This window comes from Myxococcus dinghuensis, from assembly GCF_024198235.1.
GTDB classification, from domain to species: domain Bacteria; phylum Myxococcota; class Myxococcia; order Myxococcales; family Myxococcaceae; genus Myxococcus; species Myxococcus dinghuensis.
The window spans coordinates 82768-104140 of record NZ_JAKCFB010000030.1 but is presented as its reverse complement, the minus strand read 5'-3'; the positions used below and the strand labels follow the sequence as shown (position 1 = coordinate 104140).

12 protein-coding genes are annotated in these 21373 nt (G+C 69.9%); 9 read left to right on the top strand and 3 right to left on the bottom strand.

What is annotated here, in order from left to right:
• Positions 1–159 precede the first annotated feature (159 nt).
• A complete protein-coding gene (locus tag LZ198_RS30535; protein ID WP_253975632.1) occupies positions 160–1557 on the top strand; it encodes a peptide MFS transporter in 1398 nt (465 codons plus the stop codon).
• Positions 1558–1705: 148 nt separating this feature from the next.
• On the opposite strand, the gene LZ198_RS30530 is transcribed toward LZ198_RS30535, so the two are convergent.
• Both LZ198_RS30530 and uvrA read right to left on the bottom strand, forming a co-directional pair.
• On the bottom strand, positions 1706–3151 hold the full coding sequence (locus LZ198_RS30530; RefSeq protein WP_253975631.1) for a POT family MFS transporter: 1446 nt from the start codon (positions 3149–3151) through the stop codon (positions 1706–1708).
• Positions 3152–3574: 423 nt separating this feature from the next.
• Positions 3575–6475, bottom strand: coding sequence for an excinuclease ABC subunit UvrA (uvrA, locus tag LZ198_RS30525; protein WP_253975630.1), 2901 nt, complete (start codon positions 6473–6475; stop codon positions 3575–3577).
• A 187-nt stretch (positions 6476–6662) separates the two neighbouring features.
• Here uvrA and LZ198_RS30520 point away from each other — a divergent pair, with 187 nt between their 5' ends.
• The 3 genes from LZ198_RS30520 (at position 6663) to LZ198_RS30505 (ending at position 11934) form a co-directional block, all read left to right on the top strand.
• Positions 6663–7568: a DMT family transporter gene (locus LZ198_RS30520; protein ID WP_253975629.1), complete on the top strand. Its 906-nt coding sequence runs from the start codon at positions 6663–6665 to the stop codon at positions 7566–7568.
• 269 nt (positions 7569–7837) lie between these two features.
• Positions 7838–10780: a choice-of-anchor D domain-containing protein gene (locus LZ198_RS30510; protein ID WP_267145493.1), complete on the top strand. Its 2943-nt coding sequence runs from the start codon at positions 7838–7840 to the stop codon at positions 10778–10780.
• Between the two features lie 218 nt (positions 10781–10998).
• Positions 10999–11934, top strand: coding sequence for a metallophosphoesterase family protein (locus tag LZ198_RS30505; protein ID WP_253975628.1), 936 nt, complete (start codon positions 10999–11001; stop codon positions 11932–11934).
• Here LZ198_RS30505 and LZ198_RS30500 read toward each other — a convergent pair whose 3' ends face one another.
• On the bottom strand, positions 11935–12855 hold the full coding sequence (locus LZ198_RS30500) for a phosphatase PAP2 family protein (protein WP_253975627.1): 921 nt from the start codon (positions 12853–12855) through the stop codon (positions 11935–11937).
• Positions 12856–12980: 125 nt separating this feature from the next.
• Between LZ198_RS30500 and LZ198_RS30495 the strand changes: the two genes are divergently transcribed.
• The 5 genes from LZ198_RS30495 to LZ198_RS30475 all read left to right on the top strand — a co-directional run bounded on the left by LZ198_RS30495 (position 12981) and on the right by LZ198_RS30475 (position 21361).
• The gene (locus tag LZ198_RS30495) at positions 12981–15287 is read left to right on the top strand and encodes a thioredoxin domain-containing protein (protein ID WP_253975626.1); all 2307 of its coding nucleotides are present in this window, start codon (positions 12981–12983) and stop codon (positions 15285–15287) included.
• Between the two features lie 3 nt (positions 15288–15290).
• A complete protein-coding gene (locus LZ198_RS30490; protein WP_253975625.1) occupies positions 15291–16619 on the top strand; it encodes an FHA domain-containing protein in 1329 nt (442 codons plus the stop codon).
• Positions 16620–16834: 215 nt separating this feature from the next.
• Entirely contained in the window at positions 16835–17656 is an 822-nt protein-coding gene (locus tag LZ198_RS30485; protein ID WP_253975624.1) for a GNAT family N-acetyltransferase, read from the top strand.
• 142 nt (positions 17657–17798) lie between these two features.
• Positions 17799–19898 carry a hypothetical protein gene (locus LZ198_RS30480; protein ID WP_253975623.1) on the top strand — a complete coding sequence of 700 codons (2100 nt, stop codon included), beginning with the start codon at positions 17799–17801 and terminating at the stop codon, positions 19896–19898.
• On the top strand, positions 19886–21361 hold the full coding sequence (locus LZ198_RS30475; RefSeq protein ID WP_253975622.1) for a M48 family metallopeptidase: 1476 nt from the start codon (positions 19886–19888) through the stop codon (positions 21359–21361). Before LZ198_RS30480 ends, LZ198_RS30475 begins: the two co-directional genes overlap by 13 nt.
• The last annotated feature ends 12 nt before the right edge of the window (positions 21362–21373 follow it).

Sequence of the window (21373 nt, the reverse complement as noted above, 5' to 3'; positions counted from 1 at the left end):
GCGCGGCGCGTCAGCGCACGGGTGGCGGGAGGGCGGGCCGGGAGGCGGGGGAAATCCAACCCGCCTCGTCTTCCTTCGGGGCGCGCCACGCGGGGCGTCTGCTACAGTCAAGCGCTTTGTCCGTCACAATCCACCACTGCCACTGAAGGAAACCACGGCATGCAAGGAACCGTTGCCGCGGGCGCCGCCCGCAAGGGGCACCCGCCCGGGTTGTACCTGCTGTTCTTCACCGAGATGTGGGAGCGCATGTCGTACTACGGCATGCGCGGCCTGCTCGTCCTCTTCCTTACGAGTAAGGTCAACGGTGGATTCGGGTGGACGGATGACCAGGCCCTCAGTCTCTACGGGACCTATACGGGCCTCGTGTACCTGACGCCCATCGTCGGGGGCTTCATTGCGGACCGCTTCATCGGCCAGCGCAAGGCGGTGGTGCTCGGTGGCACGCTGATGATGATCGGCCACCTCGTCCTCGCGCTCCCCAGCGTGACGATGTTCTACACGGGCCTGGCCTTCCTCATCGTCGGCAACGGCTTCTTCAAGCCGAACATCTCCACCATGGTGGGCGGTCTGTACGAGGCGGGCGACGGGCGGCGGGACAGCGCCTTCACCATCTTCTACATGGGCATCAACCTGGGCGCGATGCTGGGTAACTTCATCTGCGGCACCCTGGGTGAGGTCTATGGCTGGCACTGGGGCTTCGGCTCCGCGGGCGTCGGCATGCTCCTGGGGCTCATCGCCTTCATGGCGCTGCAGCAGCGGTTGTTGGGGAAGGTGGGGCTCGCGCCGGAGAAGCGTGGAGAGGTCAAGGAACTGTTGCGCAGGAACCAGGCCAAGAGTCTGGCGTTCACGCGGGATGAGATCGACCGCATCGTCGTCATCTTCATCATCGCGGCGTTCGTCGTGGCGTTCTGGACGGGCTTCGAGCAGGCGGGTGGCCTGATGAACCTCTACACGAACGCGAAGGTCGACAAGACCGTCTTCGGCAAGGAGATTCCCACCACCTGGTTCCAGAGCTTCAACTCCATCTTCATCGTGGGCCTGGCGCCGCTGTTCGCGGGGCTATGGGGTTGGCTGTCCATGCGCGGCAAGGACCCGAGCATCCCGGTGAAGATGGGCATGGGGCTCCTGTTCCTCGCCATCGGCTTCGTCTTCATGCTGGGCGCCTCGGCGCAGAGCGCTGCCGTGGGCAAGGCGTCCATGTGGTGGGTCATCATGGCCTATCTGTTCCACACCATGGGCGAGCTGTGTCTGTCGCCGGTGGGCCTGTCCATGGTGAGCAAGGTCGCCCCCACGCGCGTCGTCTCCGCGATGATGGGCGTGTGGTTCCTCGCCAACGCTGCGGCCAACAAGCTCTCGGGCGTCATCGGCGGCTACTCGTCGAAGCTCGGTGAGTTCGACGTGTTCCTCTACATCGTCATCGGCACGGGCATCTCCGGACTCATCCTGCTTGGCGTGGCGCCCATCCTGAAGCGGATGATGCACGGCACCGACGAGGTGAAGCCCGCGGCGCCGCCCTCGTCGTCCACGCAGGGCAGCTCCTCCGTGGCCGCGGCCTGAGCCGACGAGGCAGGCCCGGGCGCCGTCCCCACGGGGCGGCGCCGGGCCCCTGAAGCACGAACGCCGGAGCCCCTCGTCCAGGGACTCCGGCGTTCCTCGTTCCAGCACGAAGGCGGGGAGGCCGCGCTCGCGGCCTCGTCCGCCCGGGTCAGGCCGGCGTGACGCCCGCCGCGCTCCGCTCCTCGGTGGGGACGGGGGCCGCGACCTGGTAGTAGTCGCGCACGACGTAGCGGCGGGCGACGAGCGCCATGCCCACGGCGGCCACCAGCGCCATGCCCGCGTAGAAGAAGAACTGGCCGGAGCCGGAGAAGACGTTGAGCGCCGCGGCGATGGCCACCGCCACGTTCGCCAGCGTGTTCGTCACCAGCCACACGCTCTGGATGGTGCCCTTCATCTCCCGGGGCGCCTGCGTGTACGCGAACTCCAGGCCCGTGGTGGACATGAGGATCTCACCCAGCGTCAGCACCACGTACGGGAGGATCTGCCACGCGATGTTCAGCGGGGTGCCGCCCTCCATCGCCACCTGGAAGAAGCCGGCGATGATGAAGGACACCGCGCCGAACACCAGCCCCAGCGGCATGCGCCGCAGCGGCGTCAGCTCCCACCCGGAGCGCTGGAACAGCGGGTACACCACGCCCGTCAGGAACGGGATGAGCAGCATCACCAGCATCGGGTTGACGAACTGCATCTGGCTGGGCTGGAAGGTGAACGCGCCGATGTGCGGGTCCATGGAGCGCGCCTGCACCACCCACGTGGACGCCTTCTGGTCGAACAGCATCCAGAAGAAGGGCACGAACGGCAGCGTCAACGCGCTGACGCGGAACACCGCCTTCACGCCCTCCACCGCCTCCGCCGGGTGCCGGGCCTTGGCCCCGTCCAGCCACGAGCCCTGTCCAGGCTGGCGGTTCTTCAGGGCGCTGGTCACCACCTTCAGGAACGAGTGCGGGTTCTCGCCCGTGGGCGGCACCAGGACGTAGTGCTTGCGGCCCGACCAGAAGATGAGCGTGGCCAGGAACATCAGCACCCCGGGGATGCCGAACGCGACGGCCGGCCCGGAGCTCTTCAACAGCAACGGGATGAACAGCGACGCGAAGAACGAGCCGAAGTTGATGGTCCAGTAGAAGATGGCGAAGACCTTCTTCACCAGGTGGCTGTTCGACTCGTTGAACTGGTCCCCCACCATGGCCGCGACACACGGCTTGATGCCGCCGCTGCCCACCGCGATGAGCCCGAGCCCCGTGTAGAAGCCCGTGGGGTTGTTCTCGAACACCGCCAGGCACGCGTGGCCCGCGCAGTACACCAGGCTCAGCCAGAGGATGGTGCGGTACTTCCCGAAGAAGCGGTCCGCGAGGTACCCGCCGATGAGCGGGAAGAAGTACACCCCCGCCATGAACGTGTGCATCAGGCTCTTCGCCTGGGACTCGCGCAGCCCGTTGTCCGGCACCGCGTTGCGCAGCAGGTAGTCGATGAGGAACACCGTGAGGATGTTCCTCATCCCGTAGAAGCTGAAGCGTTCACACGCTTCGTTACCGATGATGAACGGGATCTGCGCCGGGAACCGGGCGTTCTGCGTGGCGGTGGGACTCTCAGCCATGAGTCGGGGTGCTCCCTGGTGGAGAAAGGTGGGGGCGCCTGGAAGGCAAGGAGCGCCACCCTACCCAACACGCCGCCGGGACTCCACCGGGGCCCCCAGGGGCACGGCGGGAGGCCCACGCCCGGCCACCACCCCGGCATGGAGCGGGGCACACGCGCCGACCCCTCGAGCCCGGCCCGCGCCCGAATCCCTGACGACGCAGGCTGTCATTTTTGATGACAGTGCGTCTCGGATGCTGAGCCTTTAAGCCGGGTGCGCGTGTTTGACAGGGATTGGGCGCGGCCTATCATGTGACACGCGGCTGTTGGTTGGATTCATGACTCACACCCCACCTGCGAAGTCTTCCTCCAAGGTGGACGGGGGGCTGGGGGTGAATGAAGGCACCCCCGCCCCCCGCTCCATGTTTCGGAGTGGTGCGAGTGGTCAGAGCGCGGCGCCGGTCGGCTCGGGAGCGGGCCCGTCCACGCGGACTCCGACGCGCGCGCGGCGCGCCTTGCCCAGCACGTGCGCCAGGTAGCGGCCGGTGTGGCTGCCCTTGGCCCTGGCGACCTGCTCGGGCGTGCCCACGGCGAGCACCTGGCCGCCGCCCGCGCCGCCCTCCGGCCCCATGTCGATGAGCCAGTCCGCGCTCTTGATGACGTCCAGGTTGTGCTCGATGACGAGCACGCTGTTGCCGGCGGCGACCAGGCGGTTGAGCACGGACAGGAGCTTGCGGATGTCCTCGAAGTGCAGGCCCGTGGTGGGCTCGTCGAGGATGTAGAGCGTGCGGCCGGTGGCCACGCGCGCCAGCTCGCGCGCCAGCTTGATGCGCTGGGCCTCGCCGCCGGACAGGGTGGGGGACGGCTGGCCCAGGCGGATGTAGCCCAGGCCCACGTCGCCCAGCGTCTGGAGCACGCGCATGATGTCCTTGTGCGTGGCGAAGTGCTCCATCGCCTCGCGCACGCTCATGTCGAGCGTCTCCGCGATGTTCTTGCCCTTGTAGCGCACGCGCAGCGTCGCCTCGTTGAAGCGCTTGCCCTGGCAGACCTCGCAGGGCACGTACACGTCCGCCAGGAAGTGCATCTCCACCAGCTTGACGCCGTCGCCCTCGCACGACTCGCAGCGGCCGCCCTTGATGTTGAAGCTGAACCGGCCCGGCCCGTAGCCGAACGCGCGCGCCTCCGGCGTCATCGCGAACACCTCGCGGATGGTGTCGAACACCTTGGTGTACGTCGCGGGGTTGCTGCGCGGCGTCCGCCCGATGGGGCGCTGGTCGATGTCGATGACCTTGTCCAGGTGCTCCACGCCCAGCACGGCCTTGTGCTTCCCGGGCGCCTCGCGGCTGTCGTACAGGTGCCGCGCGAGCGCCGGGTACAGGATTTCGTTGATGAGCGTGGACTTGCCCGCGCCGGACACGCCGGTGACGGCGGTGAAGATGCCCAGCGGCACCACCACGTCCACGTCGCGCAGGTTGTTCTCCTTCGCCCCCTGGATGACGATCTGGTGCTTGGGGTTGAGCGCGCGGCGCTCCTCCGGCACCTCGATCTCCAGCCGCCCGGACAGGTAGCCGCCGGTGACGCTGCCCTCGTCCGCCATCACCTGCCGGGGCGTGCCCTGGGACACGACCTGACCGCCCAGCTCGCCGGCGCCGGGACCGAAGTCCACCAGCCAGTCCGCCTCCTCCATCGTCTCCTCGTCGTGCTCCACGACGATGACGGAGTTGCCCAGGTCGCGCAGGCGCTTGAGCGTCGTCAGGAGCTTGCCGTTGTCGCGCTGGTGCAGGCCGATGGAGGGCTCGTCGAGGATGTAGATGACGCCCGTCAGCTCGCTGCCCATCTGCGACGCCAGCCGGATGCGCTGGCTCTCGCCGCCGGAGAGCGTGGACGCGGTGCGGTCCAGCATCAGGTAGCCCAGGCCCACGTCGACCAGGAAGGACAGGCGGCTGCGGATCTCCTTGAGCAGCTCCGTGGCGATCTTCCGCTCGTGCTCGGACAGGGCCATGGCGCCCAGGAAGGTCAGCGCGTCGGAGATGGTCAGCCGGTTCAGCTCGACGATGGACTGGCCGTGGACCTTCACCGCGCGGCTCTCCGGCCGCAGGCGCTCGCCCTTGCACGTGGGGCAGGGCTTGTCGCTGAAGTACTTCTGCAGCTCGGTGCGACGCGACTCGGAGGTGGTCGACTTGAAGTTGCGCATCAGGCGCTCGACCAGGCCCTCCCACTCCATCTTGTACTTGCCGCTGTCGCCCCACTCGACGGTGAAGCTCTTGCCCTTGGCGCCGTACATCAGCGTCTCGCGCTCGCGCTTGGACAGCTTCCCGTAGGGCACGTCGAGGTCGATCTTGAACGCCTTCGACAGGCTCTCCACGAAGTCGGCCGTCCAGCCCTCGCCGCGGTTCATGCCGCTGGCCCACGGCTCGATGGCGCCGTCGCGGATGCTGCGCGACGGGTCCGGCACGATGAGGTCCGGGTCCATCTCCGGGCGGGTGCCCAGGCCGTTGCAGTCCGTGCACATGCCCAGCGGGTTGTTGAAGGAGAACGACGCGGGCGTCAGGTCGCCGAAGGACAGGCCACACGCGGGGCACGCGTTCAGTTCGCTCATCACCCGGTCCGCGGCCTGCGCGCCCGTCTCGTCGGTGATGATGAGGGTGCCCTTGCCCTCGCGCAGCGCCGTCTCCACGGAGTCCGTCAGGCGCGTGCGCACGTCCGCCTTGAGCACCAGCCGGTCGATGACCAGCTCGATGTCGTGCTTGGACTTCTTGTCCAGCTCGACGCGGTCCTCCAGGCTCTTGAGCTTCCCGTCGATGCGCGCGCGGGAGAAGCCGCGCTTCTGCGCCTCCGCCAGCAGGTCCTTGTGCTCGCCCTTGCGGTTGCTCACGAGCGGCGCGAGCACCTGCACCTTGGAGCCGTTGGGCATCTTCAGGATTTCGTCGACGATCTGCTGCGCGCTCTGCTTGCCCACCTTGCGCCCGCACTGCGGGCAGTGCTGCACGCCGATGGAGGCGTAGAGCACGCGCAGGTAGTCGTGCACCTCCGTCACCGTGCCCACCGTCGAGCGAGGGTTGTTGCTCGCCGCCTTCTGCTCGATGGAGATGGTGGGCGAAAGGCCCCGGATGGTGTCGTACTTGGGCTTCTCCATCTGCCCGAGGAACTGCCGGGCGTACGCGGAGAGGCTCTCCACGTAGCGGCGTTGCCCCTCGGCGTAGAGCGTGTCGAAGGCCAGCGAGCTCTTCCCGGACCCCGAGACGCCCGTGAAGACCACGAGCTTCTTCTTGGGGATGTCCAGGGAGACGTTCTTGAGGTTGTGCTCCTTGGCGCCGCGGAGGGAGATGACGTCGGGCTCGGACATGATGGGCGGGCTGTCTACCACTGAATGGGTGTTCCGGTAGTGGAAAAACCTGGAACGGTGGATGGATGGTGGTCAACGTCCCGCGTCGCTCCGTCCATCCCACATGAGGTGGGGCTCCGGGCGGACGGGCGGGCGGCGCGCCGCCGGAGCGCCCCGCGCGATTTCGCGCTATACGGCCGCCCCATCCATGACACACCCGTGGGTGCTCCCCGAGCGGTACCGCGGTACGCCGTTGCTGGTCTTCTCCAGCATGGCGTTCGCGGTGATGGCGTTGTGCGCGCGGCTGCTGGCTGGCCGCCTCTCTCCAGGGCAGGTGGCGGCGGGGCGCTTCGCCCTGGGGCTCCTGTTCCTCGCCTGCTACTTCCCGCTGATGCGCCGCAGGCCGCGCTTCGGCCGCGTGCCGTTGTGGGCGCTGCGCGGCATCTTCGGAGGCTCGGCCGTCTATCTGTACTTCATCGCCATCGACCGGATGACGGTGGGGCCGGCGGTGCTGCTCAACGCCTGCTGGCCCATCTACGCCGCCATCATCGGCTGGCTCTTCCTGCGCGAGCGGGTGACCGGGACGCTGTTCGGCGGGTTGGTGCTCACCACGCTCGGGGCCGGGCTCGTGATGTGGAGCACGATGGGGGAGGGCACGTCCGTGTCCATGGGCCTGGGCGCGTGGGCGGGCATGGCGTCGGCGGTGCTCGGGGGCGCGGCGGTGGTGGTCATCCGCGCGCTGCGCCACGAGACGGACGCGGCCACCGTGTTCCTCTCCTTCTGTCTGTTCGGCCTCTTGTTCAGCCTCCCGTTCGCGCTCCAGGACTGGAGGCCGCTCGGCTGGGATGTCGCGCTTCCCCTGCTGGGTGTGGGCGTGTCCTCCGTGGTCGGACAGATGACCTTCACGTATGCGTTCGGTTACGTCACCGCGGTGGCCGGCGGCGTGGCCACGCAGTTGACGCCCGTCTTCTCGTGGGTGATGGGCGCGCTGCTGTTGGGTGAGGCCGTCTCCCCGGTGGCGGTGACGGGGGCCTTGGTGTGCATCGCGGGTGTGCTCTGGGGAACGGGCGTGGTGGCGCGGCTGCGCGCGCCGGTGGCGCCCCCCGCCGCTTGAGCAGCCCTTCTGTTCACACGGCCCACGCGTTTCGCCCGACTGTCGACCAGATGCCCTGAAGGAATTCCAGTCCGTGCCCCCGGGTGGGAAATGCCGTTCCCATCCAGGAGAACGGCGTTTCCCTGGCTCACCGGAGGCTTGCCACGTCGGGCGTTGGACTTCCGCCCCCTCCTCGGTTCAGGCACTCGGGTTGCAGAGCGGCCCCTCCGCCGGATTCGCGGGAGCGAAGGCTGCCTGGGGTCCGGGTCCGGGAGTGCGGGGAGGACCGTATGCGAAGTGCTCTGTGGGTGGCGGTGGCGCTGATGGTGGGGGTGGGAGTGGGCTGTGAGCGGCCATCGTCCCAGAAGGCGAAGAGCGCCTTCGTCGTGCGCCCGGAGACCATCGACTTCGGCCCCGCGGCGCTCGGCCGCACCAAGGCGTTCAAGTTGAAGGTGTCGAACGGAGGGCGCGCCTCGTACCGCGTGGAGGGCGCCACCTCGAGCATCCCCAACGTGACGGTGCCGCCCTTCGAGCCCTTCTCGCTGGGCGCGGGCGCCGAGCGTGAAATCGAGGTGCGCTTCACGCCGGACGTGGAGGGCGCGGTCCAGGGCGCCATCGAGCTGCTCACCGACTCGGAGTCGAAGGGCGCGGTGCCGGTGCGGGGCCTGGGGGTGAAGGCCTTCCTGGAGGTGCCGGAGACGGAGCTGGACTTCGGCAACGTGGCCATGGGCCTGGTGGAGATGCGGGAGGTGACGGTGCGCAACACCTCCGCGGTGGAGACGCCGCTGGGGCTGTCCGTGCAGGGCGCGGACGCGGATCAGTTCACCGCGAAGCACGGGGACAGCGACATGCTGGCGCCCGGGGAGCAGCGCGTGCTGTCGGTGGCGTTCGCGCCGCGCAGGCTGGGCGCGGCGGCGGCGGAGCTGCGCGTGGTGGTGTGCGACGGGTGCGAGCCGGCGGTGGTGCCGCTCAAGGGCATGGGCATCGCGTCGAAGCTGGAGGTGACGCCGCTGCGGCTGGACTTCGGGCGCGTGGCGCTGGGGGCCAGCGCGGAGCAGTCCATCACCGTGCGCAACCAGGGCTCCGAACCGTTGAAGTGGAGCGGCGTGGAGCTGCAGGACAACCCCGGCGGCGTCTACCGCGTGGTGAGCGCGCCGGTGCTCGTGGGGGGCGTGCTGGCGCCGGGCGCGGTGGTGGAGGTGCGCATGGCCTTCACCCCGGCGGTGCTGGGGCGCGCGGGCGAGGGCCGGGTGGAGCTGGGGGTGCGGGAGCAGGGCTCCAGCGCGCCGGGGCCCAAGGTGTCGCTCACGGGCGAGGGCGGCACGTCGTGCGTGGCGGTGCTGCCGCGCAAGCTGGACTTCGGCGTGGTGGCGGAGGGGATGACGGCCACGCGGGACGTGGAGGTGGTCAACCGCTGCCGCGACAGCGTGCTCGTCAACAACCTGCAGCTCAGCACCCTGACGGGCGGCTACTTCACCCTGGCCCAGGCGCCGGCGAGCATCACCGTGCCCTCCGGCCAGTCGTCGTTCGTGGGCGTCACCTTCAGCCCGCGCGCGGGCGTGGTGGGCGCCAGCGAGGGCCAGCTCGCGGTGACGGTGCGCGCGGGGGGCACCACCTCCACGGAGTCCGTGTCGTTGAAGGGCGAGGGCCAGGCCTTCCGGCCGTGTGAGTACGTGCTGCCGTCGACGCTGGACTTCGGGAAGGTGCCGGTGGGGGCGGAGGTGTCGCTGGGCGTCTCCCTGCGCAACACCGGCGCGGAGTCCTGCTACCTGGCCTCCATGCAACTGGCGGCGGGTTCGGACGAGGCCTTCTCCGCGAAGCCGCGGGAGAACGGCGTGCTGCGGCCGGGGCAGCGGGCCACGTTGGTGGTGCGCTTCAAGCCGGAGGCGGAGGGCAGCTTCGCGGGGCTCGCGGAGGCGTGGGTGAACCACCCCTCGCTGGGCCACCCGCTGGTGGCGCTGATGGGCGAGGGCGTCAACGGGTGCTTCGCGGTGCAGCCCACCACCGTGGACTTCGGCGTGACGAAGCTGGGGTGCGGGCCGCGCGCGCGGGAGCTGGTGGTCGTCAACGAGTGCCTCGGGCCGCAGAAGGTGTCCGGGCTGGTGGTGGAGCAGACGGGCACCGAGTTCTCGGTGGGGCCCGCGGGGGCGTTCCCCGCGGAGGTTCCGCCCCGGGGGCGGGTGCGGCTGACGGCGTCGTACACGCCCGAGGACGACGGGGACGACACGGCGGCGGTGCGCTTCCGCCTGGCCGACGGCGCGGAGTACACGGCGGGCCTGGTGGGGCGGGGCGCGTCCAAGGCGGAGCAGACCGACCGCTTCCTCCAGGAGTCCCAGGCGAAGGTGGACGTGCTGTTCGTGGTCGACAACTCCGGGTCGATGATGGAGGAGCAGCAGAGCCTGGGGCAGAACTTCGCCGCCTTCCTGAGCGCGGCCAACGCGGCGGCGGTGGACTACCGCATCGGCGTCACCACGACGGGGCTGGAGCCCTCGCCGGGCGGCTGGTCCGAGTGCCCGGGCGGGGCCCAGGGCGGGGAGAACGGGCGGCTGTTCCCCGTGGACGGCTCGCGCCCGCGCATCATCACCCCCAACACGCCGGACGCCGCCACGGTCTTCGCCAACAACACCCGCGTGGGCGTCTGTCATTGGAACGAGCAGGGGCTGGACGCGGCGCACCGCGCGCTGTCGGACCCGCTCATCTACAGCGAGGATGATCCGCGCACGCCGCAACTGGGCGACGGCAACGGCGGCTTCCTGCGCCCGGAGGCGAAGCTGGCCATCATCTTCCTGTCGGACGAGGAGGACTTCAGCTCGCAGCCGGTCTCCTTCTACGAGACGTACTTCCTGGCGCTCAAGGGCAACGACAAGGCGAAGCTGAGCATCAACGCCATCGTCGGCCCCATGGACCTGGCCACCTGCCCCACCTCCAGCAGCTCCGGCAGCCGCTACATGCAACTGGCGAGCTCCACCGGCGGCGTGGTGGACAGCATCTGCACGCCCAACTGGGCCGCGTCGCTGGAGAAGCTCTCCAACAGCGCCTTCGGTCCGAACCGCAACTTCCCGCTCTCCGAGCTGCCCGCGGACGCGTCGCGCATCGTCGTCGAGGTGGACGGCGTCGGGGTGACGAGCGGCTGGCGCTACGACGCGCGCACCAACACCGTCGTCTTCGACCGCGAGGCGGCGCCCGCGCCCGGCTCCCTGGTCGAAATCACCTATCCGCTCGGCTGCAACTGATACCGGGAGCGAGCCCGCACCCGGGATGCCGGGGCAGGGGAGTCTGTGTATTCCCGGGGCGCGGGGCAGGGGCTGTGATTGTGGCTGTGATTGGCCGCGGGTCGGCTCCTGGCCCGCAGCGCTTTGCCGTGAATCTGTGGCTTTTCCATCAGCCACCATCCCTCCGGGGGGAGGGATGACTCGACAGGATGCGCAGCGGGGAGCACCCTGGGGTCACGATGGCGGAACCCCTGCTGGTCGCAGCCCTGGGTGACATCCATGGTCGCTTCCACCGTGTGGAGGCCTGGCTGGATGTGTTGGAGCAGGCGCGCCGGCGCCGCGTCTCCCTCGTGCTCGCGGTGGGGGACGTGGAGGCCTTCCGGCGCGCGGACGACCACCGCCGCAAGGCCGCCAAGCGGACGATGCCCGCCGAGTTCGCCGAATACGCGGACGGCGTGCGGCGGGTGAAGCGGCCCCTGTATTTCATCGGGGGCAACAACGAGGACTTCGACGCCCTGCACGACCTCCAGGGCGGCGGCGAGCTGGCGCCGGGCGTGACGTACCTGGGGCGCTCCGGCCTGTGCGAGCTGGGCGGACTCCGGGTGGCCTTCCTGTCGGGCATCCACGCGCCGCGCTTCATCGACCAGCCGCTCAAGCGCCCCTCCACGCAGGAAACGCTCAAGCAGGCCGGCTACTTCCGCGCCGCGGAGGTCGAGCGGGTGATGTCCGCGCGCGACGTGGACGTGATGCTGGTCCACGAGTGGCCGCGCGGCATCGTCCAGCGCGCCCGGGAGGAGAACCCCGCGCCGCCGCGTCCCTTGCCGTCGTATTGGATTGGCAACCCGGTGACGCGCAAGCTGGTGGACACGGTGCAGCCGAAGTGGCTTTTGTGCGGCCACTCCCACAAGGCGTTCGCGGTGGCGCTGGAGGAGCCGGGCCGGAGCCCCACGCGCATCGCGTGCCTGGACCAGGCGGCGCGTCCGGAGGAGTCCGTCTTCTGGCTGGAGTTCGAGGAGCGCGCCGCGGTCCGCGTGGGCTGGGGCACGTCCGGCGAGGTGGCCTGGGTCCCCGGTCAGCGCTGGGACATGGGGGCGCTCCCCGTCCACGCGCTCGGTCGCGACGGGGAAGGGGACGGCTCGCCCGCGGGGGCGGGCCTGTCCCCGGTGCCCGGTTAGCTAGAACGTCCCGGAGATGCCCGCCATGCGCGCGCCGGCCACGGGCATGGCCCGCACCCCGGAACCCGCGCGGCGCGCTCTCGCGGCCTTGTCGCCCGGGTCCGTGCGGCCGTGCAGCAGCAGGGGCACGGCCACGCCGAACGCCGAGCCGAGCACGGCGCCGGTGGCCACGTCCGTCAGGTAGTGCTTGTCCGCGCCCATGCGCAACAGTCCCACGCTCGTGGCCACGGGGAGGCCCACGGCCCAGATCCACGCCTGGTGGTCGTAGCCACGCAGCGCGGCCACCGTGCCCGCGGACACCACCAGCGAGAACGCGAGGCTGGTGTGGCCACTGTAGAAGGAGAGGTTGTTGTCGTCCGGGTGCGCGGTCAGCCGCTTCTGGTCCTCGGGGAGGACGTGGACGAAGGGACGCTCGCGCCCCGCGATGAACTTCACCGTCTGGTTGGCGAGCGTCGCGATGAGGGCGCTCTCCAGGATGATGGCGGTGTCCTGGGGGAAGTAGTGGTGCGGGCTGTCGGAGGCGCGGCCCACCGCGAGCTGCATGCCGATGACACCCGCGGGCAGCACCCCGAAGCCGATGATGTTGCTCCACGTCCCCGCCCGGTTGCGGGACGCCTCCGTCGAACCCGCGAGCCCCCGGCCCCAGCGGTCCACGCTGTTGAGCCGGTCACTCCCGTCCGGGGCCCGGTCGCACCAGCGGCAATGCACCGGGGCGAGGTCGCCCTTGAACAGGGCCTCGCTGGAGATCCACAGGGCGGCGGCGGACCCGGCGATGATGCCGTCCCGGGTCCAGTCGAAGCGCAGCTCGTGGTTGCGAGGACGGTCCTCCGCCTGCTGGGCCATGACCGGCGTCAGGGGAGCCAGGAACAGCACCAGGGTCATCGCGAGGCAGTGGGATGAGGAGCGCACGGCGCGCAGCATAGAGGGGTCGCGTATTCCCGTTCTACTGGGGGAATCGCGGGGTGTCCGGCGTCCCACGCTGCGCTGGCATGTGGCGGAGGGCTCGACTACAAGCTCCCGACTTCCACTGCATCCGAGGCATCATCTTGAGTGAGCATCCCGTCGACCTGACGGCCGAGACCTTCGAGAAGACGACTGGCGGGCCGGGGTTGGTCCTGGTGGATTTCTGGGCGGAGTGGTGTGGCCCGTGTCGCGCCTTCGCGCCCACCTACGCGGCCACCGCCGCGAAGCACCCGGACGTCGTCTTCGGCAAGGTCGACACCGAAGCGCACGAGGCGCTGTCCGGGCAGTTCGACATCCAGTCGATTCCCACGCTCATGGCCTTCAAGGACGGCGTGGTGGTGCACCGCTCGAGCGGCGCGCTGTCCGCCGCGCGGCTGGACACGCTGGTGCGCTCGCTGAAGGGGCTGGACGTCGCCCAGGCGAAGCAGGCCGAGGAGAACAAGAAGCTCACCGAGCAGGGCATCGTCCCGCCGGGGGTCCACCCCGACGCCGTCTGGGATGATGGGGACAGTGAGTGGGTCCACGGTCCCAAGGACTCCAAGGGCCGCAACCACGGGCCCTACAAGTACTGGCGCGCGGACGGCACGCTCTGCAACGAGTGCATCTTCGTGCACGGCAAGCCCCACGGCCCCTTCAAGCGCTTCCACGAGAGCGGCGAGGTCTCCCAGGACGGCGAGTTCGCGGAGGGCGAGCTGCACGGGCCCCGCACGTGGTACGCGACGGACACCGTCACCACGGAGCGGATGCACGAGAACGGCGTCTCGGAGGTCGTCCGCAAGACGACCATGCTCTACGAGCACGGTCGGGTCGTGAGCGTGCGGCACTTCGACGCCCAGGGACGCCGACTGCTCCCCTCCACCGGCGAGCTGTATCCGGAGCGCCCCGCGAGCCTGCCCGAGCAGGCGGAGTTCCGCGAGGACCTGGGGCAGTGGTCGCTCGTCCAGTTGAACAAGGCCGGTGAGCGGCACGGCCCGGCGCGGTTCTGGCTGAAGGACGGTGATCTGCTCTGGGAGGGCGAGTTCGTCGAGGGCTCGCGCAAGGGCGCGTACCGCTCGCTGGCCAAGGACGAGTACCAGGACCCGCGCGTCGCGTACGACGAGGGTGAATACGACAACGACCTCGCCTGCGGCACGTGGAAGCTGCTCGACGCGGACCGGAAGGTGGTGCTCACGCGCGACCTGGGCGTGTCGCGTGACGAAGAGCACATGGCCGCGTCGGAGGTCTTCTCGAACCTGCCCCGGTCCGAGGAGTCGTGGCGGGAGGTGGTCGACCGGTGCCTCGCGGAGCGCGACCACATGGTCGGGGTGCTCGCGATGGCCCGCGCAGTGGCGCAGACCGCGGAGGTGACGCCGCTGAAGGAGCTCATCGACCGGGTGGCCCTGCCGCGCACGGCGGAGAACGCGCGGGGCACCGCGGGGGAGACGCTGCAGAACGCGGGACAGTCCTTCGCGGCCCTGGCCGAGACGCTCCTGCGCGGCGGTGACGCGGCGATGCTGCTGCGGGGATACGCGGTGCTGATGGACCAGCAGGACCGTCCGCGCGCGGCCCTGGACTTCGTCCACGCGGCGATGCTGCTGGCGCCCGAGCGCACGGCCTTCCTGTTCACGCGCGGCCTCATCCTGCTCAACATGGGCCTGGACGAGCACGCGCTGGTGGACGCGGAGGGCCTGGCGAAGGCGGAGCCGGACACGGCGGACTTCCTGCGCATCTACACGCGCAGCCTGTATCCGCGCTTCGAGTTCTGGCCGTCGGCGCAGACGCCCCATTCCACGTACAACGACCTGCCGGAGAAGCCCGCGCAGTCGCTCGAGGCCATCCAGGGGCTGGTGAAGAAGTACGCGACGCGGTTGCAGACCGTTCGCTCGGAGTTGCAGCGGCGCTTCAAGCCGGGCGCGGACCTGCCGTGGCTGCCGCCGGACCTGTCGGCCCTGCTGCCGGACGGACCGGTGGAGCTGGTCGAGGACGACGTGGAGATCGGGGAGGAGTCCATCGGCGTCGACGAGACCGTGTCGCCTCGGAGCCTGGGCCTGCCGGACATCGCGCGGATGGCGCGCGCGGATTGGGCGGCCCTGACGTGGCTGTTGTGGGCGTGTGGCGAGAACGAGGTGACGATGCCGAAGAAGGTGTCGCCGCCGTCGGACTTCGGCCACGCGGCCGGCATGTCCAGTCAGCGGCTGTGGCGGGCGAGGGATCGACGCGTGATGAACGGCAGGGGCGCGAAGGCCTCCGGTGCCGCCGGCTTCGACTTCGAGGGCGTGGACATCGACGCGCTCCCGTCGAACCTGGTGGGCATCGTCGAACAGCAGTATGGCGAGATGCAGGCGATGTTCTATTGGCTGGTGGATGCCAGCAATGTGTCGCCCTGGCAGGACAACCTGAGGGGGAGCTGAACCATGAACCGCACGCCTCGTAAGGTCGAAGTGGCGGACCCGCTCTGGCATGCGCTGGAGACGATGAGCCGTGAGATGGGCGTGGACCGGGACGTCCTGGTCAACCAGGCCATCTTCGCGCTCGCGCGTCAGTTCGGGTTCATCCAACCCACGCCGGTCAGCCTCTCGGAGATGACGGCCCCGGCCTCGAACACGGTCGCGGCGCCGGCCGTCACGGCTGCGCCCGCGGTCGTGGCTCACTCGGTTGTTCCGGTGCAACAGGTCGCACCGGCGCAGCCCACGGGGCCGGCGGCGACGCCTGTCGTCCCTGCCGAGGCGCCAGCGCGGCCTGTCGAGGTCGCGGCGGAGAAGCCCGCTTCCCTGGACGAGGTTGCCGGAGCGGTCCCCTCGGAGTCCGCTGAAGCCGAGCCTCCGGTCGAGTCCAAGGGCGAAGAGGCCGAGCCCACCACCCAGGAGTCCCAGGTGGATGACGCCGCCCTTCGGGAAGCGGTGTCCGCGCGCATCCTCACGCTCGTCGCGGACGTGGATCGCCTCGTCGAGCCGGTCTCCGAGGAGGAAGATGACTCGGAGGACGAAGAGGAGTCCGATGCGGAGGACTCCGACGATGAGGATGACTCGGCGGATGACGAGGACTCCGATGAGTCGGAGGACGAAGCGGACTCCGACGACGCCGATGACGAGGACTCCGATGAGTCGGAGGACGAAGCGGGCTCCGACGACGCCGATGACGAGGACTCCGACGACGCCGATGAGGAGGACTCGGACGGGGCGGACTCGGACGATGACGCCGACGAGTCGGAGGACGACGAGGCGGTGGCGGCGCGGGGCGCTGGCGGCGCGGCGGACGACGAGGACTCGGACGCCAACGAGCCGGACACCCTGGACAACGTGAAGGCCGAGCCCCTGGATGACGGGGCCGCATCGGCGCCTCCCGTCGACGCACACTCCGACGTCGAGGACGAGGATGCGTCCGACGTCGTGACGCAGGCGAAGGACGACAAGCGCTCGGGGCCGCGACCGGACAAGACGATCATCGTCCCGAAGCCTCCCGAGATGACGGCCTACGTGAAGCTCGACGACGGGGAGCCGATCCTCGTCAATCGCGAGCGGTTCATCATCGGGAGAGGCCCCAACTGCGACCTCATGGTGAAGTCCGCGCGAGTCTCACGAGAACACGCGGCGATTCTTCGCGAGGGCGAGGAGTTGTTCATCGAGGACCTGCGCTCCTCGAACGGCACGTGGTTCGACAACAACCGCATCACGCGCCAGAAGGTGTCGGACGGTGACGAGTTCCTCCTCGGAGGCATTCGCATCACCTTCTCCCTGAGCTGAGCGCCTCGGGTGACGGCTTCCCTTCCTGGTGCGCGCGAGTCGCGTCGGGGGGAGGCCGTCACCTTTTCAGGTCCAGGGCCGTCTTCCAGGAGGACTCGGAGGGGGCCCGGTACCGCGACGCGCGCAGGACCCGGGGCGCGAGTCCCGACCCTCTTCCGAGGACACCCTCGACTCCCGGGGTGCGCGCCAACGGGTCATTCGGTTACACCGCCGGGATGAACCTCGTTCCCGCGTCCGAGTCCTCGCTGCTCGCGCTCTCCACGCTGTTCGCCCGGTCGTTCGAGGGCTACTTCGTCAACGTCCCGGATGTGCCCCACCTCTTCGACGCGCGCGTCCGGAGCGAGCACATCTCGTTGGTCGAGAGTCGGGTGGCGCTCGTCGATGGCGCGCCGGCGGGGCTGGTGTTGATGGCTCGCCGGGGGCGGGTGAGTCGCGTCGCGGGCATGGGCATCGTCCCCGCGTGGCGTGGACGGGGACTGGGCGCGGAGATGTTGAAGCCATTGATGGAGGAGGCCCGGTCGCGCGGTGATTGCAGGATGGTGTTGGAGGTCATCGAACAGAACGCTCCGGCGGTGAAGCTCTACGAACGTCTGGGATTCCGCCGCGTGCGTCGACTGGTCGGCTTCACGGGCACGCCGACGCCCGAGCCGGGTGTCCTTCGGGAGGTCCCCCTCTCGACCTGTGCCGCACTGCTCCCCGAGGGCCTGCCGTGGCAGCTCGCCCCGGCCACGGTGCTGGGATCGGCGCTCCCCACCCGCGCGTTCCGGCTCGGTGACGCCGTCGCCGTGGTCGCCGACGTGTCCGCGCCCGCGCTGGTGTTGCGCTCCATCGCCGTGGCCCCGTCCCAGCGAGGACGCGGGGAAGGGCGCCGGCTCCTCCGCGCCCTGGCCGCGGCACATCCTGGAAAGGCCCTGGTCGTCAGCGCCGTCGTGCCCGAGGGCCTCTGCGACCGCTTCTTCCTGGGCGCCGGGTTCGCGTACCCCGCGCTGTCACAGCTCGAGATGGCGGTCGATTTCGCCCCGGACCCCATGGGCTGACGCCGAAGCGTCCCCCGTCGGCGCGGCGAATTCAAGACAGCCTTGTCAGTCGTTGGGGCGCCGCTCGTCCGGGCGCGGGCGTGTGGCGAACTTGCGACGAGGCCTCGTGGCGGTGTCGCCATTCCGGATAGGCTGTCATTGAATGTTCATTCGAGACCCGGCGGGCTTGCTGCATCGGATTCCCGAGCTGCGCGTGCTGTGTGAGGACGCGCGCGTGCGTCGAGCGGTGGAGCGGGGGGACCCGTTCAAGCTGTATCGGACGTTGAAGTGGGCGCGGTGGTTGGGGCGGCTGCGCTCGCATCGGCAGGTGCTGAAGGTCCTGTTGGGGCAGCGGCGGCTCTTCGCGCGTCCCTTGAAGGGCAATGGCCCGCAGTTGGGGACGCTGAATGGCTTTGGCGCCGCGTTGCTGGGCGGCGCGGAGCCTGACGCGGTCGACGGCACGGTCATCGTGACGCATTCGGTGGTCGGCCTGTTCTTCGTCCCGTTGTTTCCCCTGGGCGCGTATGTGGTCCGGAGGCACGACTCCGGGTGGACGGTCTTCGCGCGTGTCCCCCTGGGGACGCTGTCGTGGTTGTGGACCCGGTTGGTGTCCTTGGCCGTCATGGCGCTGGTGGTGGGCGGCGCGGGTCAGGCCCTCCATGCGTCGCGGTATCGGGAGGTCCACCTCGGCAACGCCTTCGCGCAGCCCCTGGAGGTGACGCTGGGGGGCGTGTCGAGGACGGTCGCGGCGGGCGCGGTGACGACGCTCACGGTGCCCGTGGGGCGCCAGCACGGGCGCGCCGTCTCCCAATCCGGCATGGAGGTGGACGTGGTGGACCTGGACGTCCAGCCCGGCGGTGGCCTGCTGATGTGGAACATCGCGGGCGGTATGCCGGTCCTGCTGGCCCAGGTGCTCTATGCGTCGCCGGAGGAGTTGAAGGAGGACGGCCCTGCGCCCACGGTGTTCTGTGGCCAGCAGGTCATCCAATTGGGGGACGTGGACTACCTGTTCACGGACCCGCCGGAGAGCCTCTCCATGCGGGAGGATCAGGGGCGGATGGTGAAGAGCCTCGTGAAGGTGGCCCGGAAGGAGGGCGATCTGCTCTCCACGTGCTTCGTCTACCTGGGGGCGTGGAACCGGTTGGGTGAAGCCCTCCCGTTCACGGAAGCCGCGGCCCGGCTCTCCGGGTGGGCAGAGTCGGAGTCCCAGCGCGCGGTGAGGGCCGCGTCCTCCAGGAGCAGTGGGGAGGCGGTGCGGATCTCGCGCGCCATGCGGGATGCGAAGCCGGAGGCGCTGGACTGGCATCGCACCTACCAATGGGCCGTCGAGATGGACGGTGGGCGGGAGGCGCTCCTCTCCGAATACGAGTCGCGTGCCTCGAAGGCGCCTGAATCGCCGGATGCCCAGTACCTGTATGTCCGCTTGAAGCGGGGCCCCGAGGGGAGCCTGGCGACCGAGATGATGGCGAAGCGCTTCCCGGAGCACGCGGAGCTGCTCCGCAGCGTGGTGCATCGCCGCTACCTGGCTGGGAGCTGGGAGGGGACCCGGGAGGGCTGGGAGCGGCTCGTCGCCCTCGACGAGACGGCCGCGCTCGAGGTGCTCGAGGAGGCGATGACCGCGTTCGTGGCGCTCGGGAGGGAGGCCGAGGCGTTGGCGCGGCTGACCCGGATGTTCGATGGCGCGCGGGAGGCGCGGGTCCGCTCGCAGATCGCGGAGGTATACGCCCTGGTCGCGGCGCGAACGGGGCGGCGGGACGCGGACGCGCTCGTCGCGAAGTTCGAGGCGGAGGAGAAGGGCGAGCGCCTCGACTGGCTTCGCGCACGGGCGCACCTGCAGGTGACCTCGGACTCGGCCACGAGCGGCGTCCGGTTGATGGCCGTGGTGGGCCGCTCCCCGACGGACGCGCTGCGCGCGGCCGAGTCGGTGTCCGACCTCGAGATGTCGATCCTCTCCGAGGGCGCGTGGGCGCTGGCGTATACGGAGTCCGTGCGCATCGGGGCCTCGGAGTGTCAACGCTCCCTCGAGCGTTTCCCGCTCATCGCCCCGTCACAGCGGGCGGACCTGCAGCGCTTCATCCAGGGGGAGCTGGCGTCGCTCGAATCGAGTGAGCTGTCGTGGGAGATCCGCGCCGCCGCGGCGTTCGTCCGTTCACGGGACGCGAAGCTTCCGGAGGCGGAGCGAAAGCGCTGGGTCGAACAGGCGCGCAAGGCGGATTGGTTCCACGGAGTGGTCAGCGAGGCAATCACGTCATGGACTCTGTGAATCGTCCGGGAGTCGGGGGCCGCGCGGTGCTCACGGTCGTCCTGTGGGGTGGGTTCTGGCTGCTCGGCCTGGCAGTCGCGGGCGCGCTGCTCTGGCTGCCGTTCATGGAGGCCCACTACTCCGGGTCCGTGGGGTTGTCCGGCCTCGTGTCGGGCGCGGGCGCGGTGACGGTGCTCTGGGCGCTGCGGCCGCGCGGATGGTTCTCCGGCCAGGAGAAGAGCGATGTCCGGCCGTTGTCGCGGGAGGAGTTCCCGGCGCTCTTCAGGCTGCTGGACGAGGTGGCCGACCGCGCGAAGGCGAGGGTGCCCAAGAAGGTCTATCTCTCCGTCGAGGCCACGGCCTTCATCGGCATGGAGCGCCGCTGGTTCGGGTTGCGGCGCGAGCCGGTGGTGGGCATCGGTCTGCCGCTGTTCGCGTTCCTGGAGCGGCAGGAGCTGGCGTCGGTCCTCGCGCACGAGTACGGCCATCATCAGGGTGGGGACCTGTCCCTGGGGCCGTGGGTGTATCGCACGCGGCGGTCCATCGCGCTGGCGGTGGATGCGCTGGAGGACTCTGCCTTCTTCCTCGACGTCCCGTTCCAGTTGTATGGCCGCTTCTTCCTTCGCACCTCCAGCGCGGTGTCGCGGAGCCAGGAGCTGGCGGCGGATGCCCTCGCCGCGTCGGTGTGTGGCGTGGGCCCGACAGCGGCGGCGCTGAGGAAGGTGCATGCCTTGGCGCCGTACTGGCAGGCGTACCTGTCGCAAGAGCTGCTGCCGCTGTTCGAGGAGCGGGTCGGCGTGCCGATGCTGGAGGGCTTCCGGAGGTTCCTCGCGGAGCCGAGTCGGCGCGTGGAGGTGGAACAGGGCATCCAGGAGGAGTTGGAGCGACCTCCGTCTCCCTGGGACTCGCACCCCGTGGTCGCGGAGCGGCTGCGCTCGGTGGGGTACTCGGGCGCGACGGAGGCCTCGGTCGCCGAGTTCCTGCCGTTGTCCGGGTGCGTGGAGCTGCTGGGCGGAGAGCAGGCGGCGGAGGCGGCGTGGGTCGACCGCTCCATCAGCGGGGCGCTCGTGGCGCTGCGCTGGGATGAGATCGCGGAGAAGGTCGTCTCGCCGGAGATGCAGAAGCACTGGGCGGGTTCGAACCTCGACCCCAAGCGCACGCCCCTGGACGCCCTGCCCGGGTTGTTGAAGGAGGGAGAGGGCCTGTGGAACCGCGTGCGTCCCCAGGGGCTGGACATGCTGTCGCCGGAGGGGAAGCGCCAGCAGGTCCGGAGGATGCTGGTCGGATGGCTGGGGACGGCGCTGATGCACCGGGGCTTCGCGCCGGAGGTCCGCCCGGGAGCGAATCTCCGGCTGGTGTGCGGCGACATCTCGGTGGAGCCCGCGTCCATCATCCGCAGGCTCCTCTCGGGGGAGTTGACCGAGGAGGCGTACGTCGAGGCCTGTGAGGTCCTCGAGTCCGCGGGGCGGGAGCGTTCCTCGTGAGGTGACGTCTCG

What these genes read in the sequence shown, in the direction of transcription:
- LZ198_RS30535 (WP_253975632.1), top strand. Translation starts at nt 160, where the DNA reads ATGCAAGGAACCGTTGCCGCGGGCGCCGCCCGCAAGGGGCACCCGCCC.
- LZ198_RS30530 (WP_253975631.1), bottom strand. Translation starts at nt 3,151, where the DNA reads ATGGCTGAGAGTCCCACCGCCACGCAGAACGCCCGGTTCCCGGCGCAG.
- uvrA (WP_253975630.1), bottom strand. Translation starts at nt 6,475, where the DNA reads ATGTCCGAGCCCGACGTCATCTCCCTCCGCGGCGCCAAGGAGCACAAC.
- LZ198_RS30520 (WP_253975629.1), top strand. Translation starts at nt 6,663, where the DNA reads ATGACACACCCGTGGGTGCTCCCCGAGCGGTACCGCGGTACGCCGTTG.
- LZ198_RS30510 (WP_267145493.1), top strand. Translation starts at nt 7,838, where the DNA reads ATGCGAAGTGCTCTGTGGGTGGCGGTGGCGCTGATGGTGGGGGTGGGA.
- LZ198_RS30505 (WP_253975628.1), top strand. Translation starts at nt 10,999, where the DNA reads ATGGCGGAACCCCTGCTGGTCGCAGCCCTGGGTGACATCCATGGTCGC.
- LZ198_RS30500 (WP_253975627.1), bottom strand. Translation starts at nt 12,855, where the DNA reads ATGCTGCGCGCCGTGCGCTCCTCATCCCACTGCCTCGCGATGACCCTG.
- LZ198_RS30490 (WP_253975625.1), top strand. Translation starts at nt 15,291, where the DNA reads ATGAACCGCACGCCTCGTAAGGTCGAAGTGGCGGACCCGCTCTGGCAT.
- LZ198_RS30485 (WP_253975624.1), top strand. Translation starts at nt 16,835, where the DNA reads ATGAACCTCGTTCCCGCGTCCGAGTCCTCGCTGCTCGCGCTCTCCACG.
- LZ198_RS30480 (WP_253975623.1), top strand. Translation starts at nt 17,799, where the DNA reads ATGTTCATTCGAGACCCGGCGGGCTTGCTGCATCGGATTCCCGAGCTG.
- LZ198_RS30475 (WP_253975622.1), top strand. Translation starts at nt 19,886, where the DNA reads ATGGACTCTGTGAATCGTCCGGGAGTCGGGGGCCGCGCGGTGCTCACG.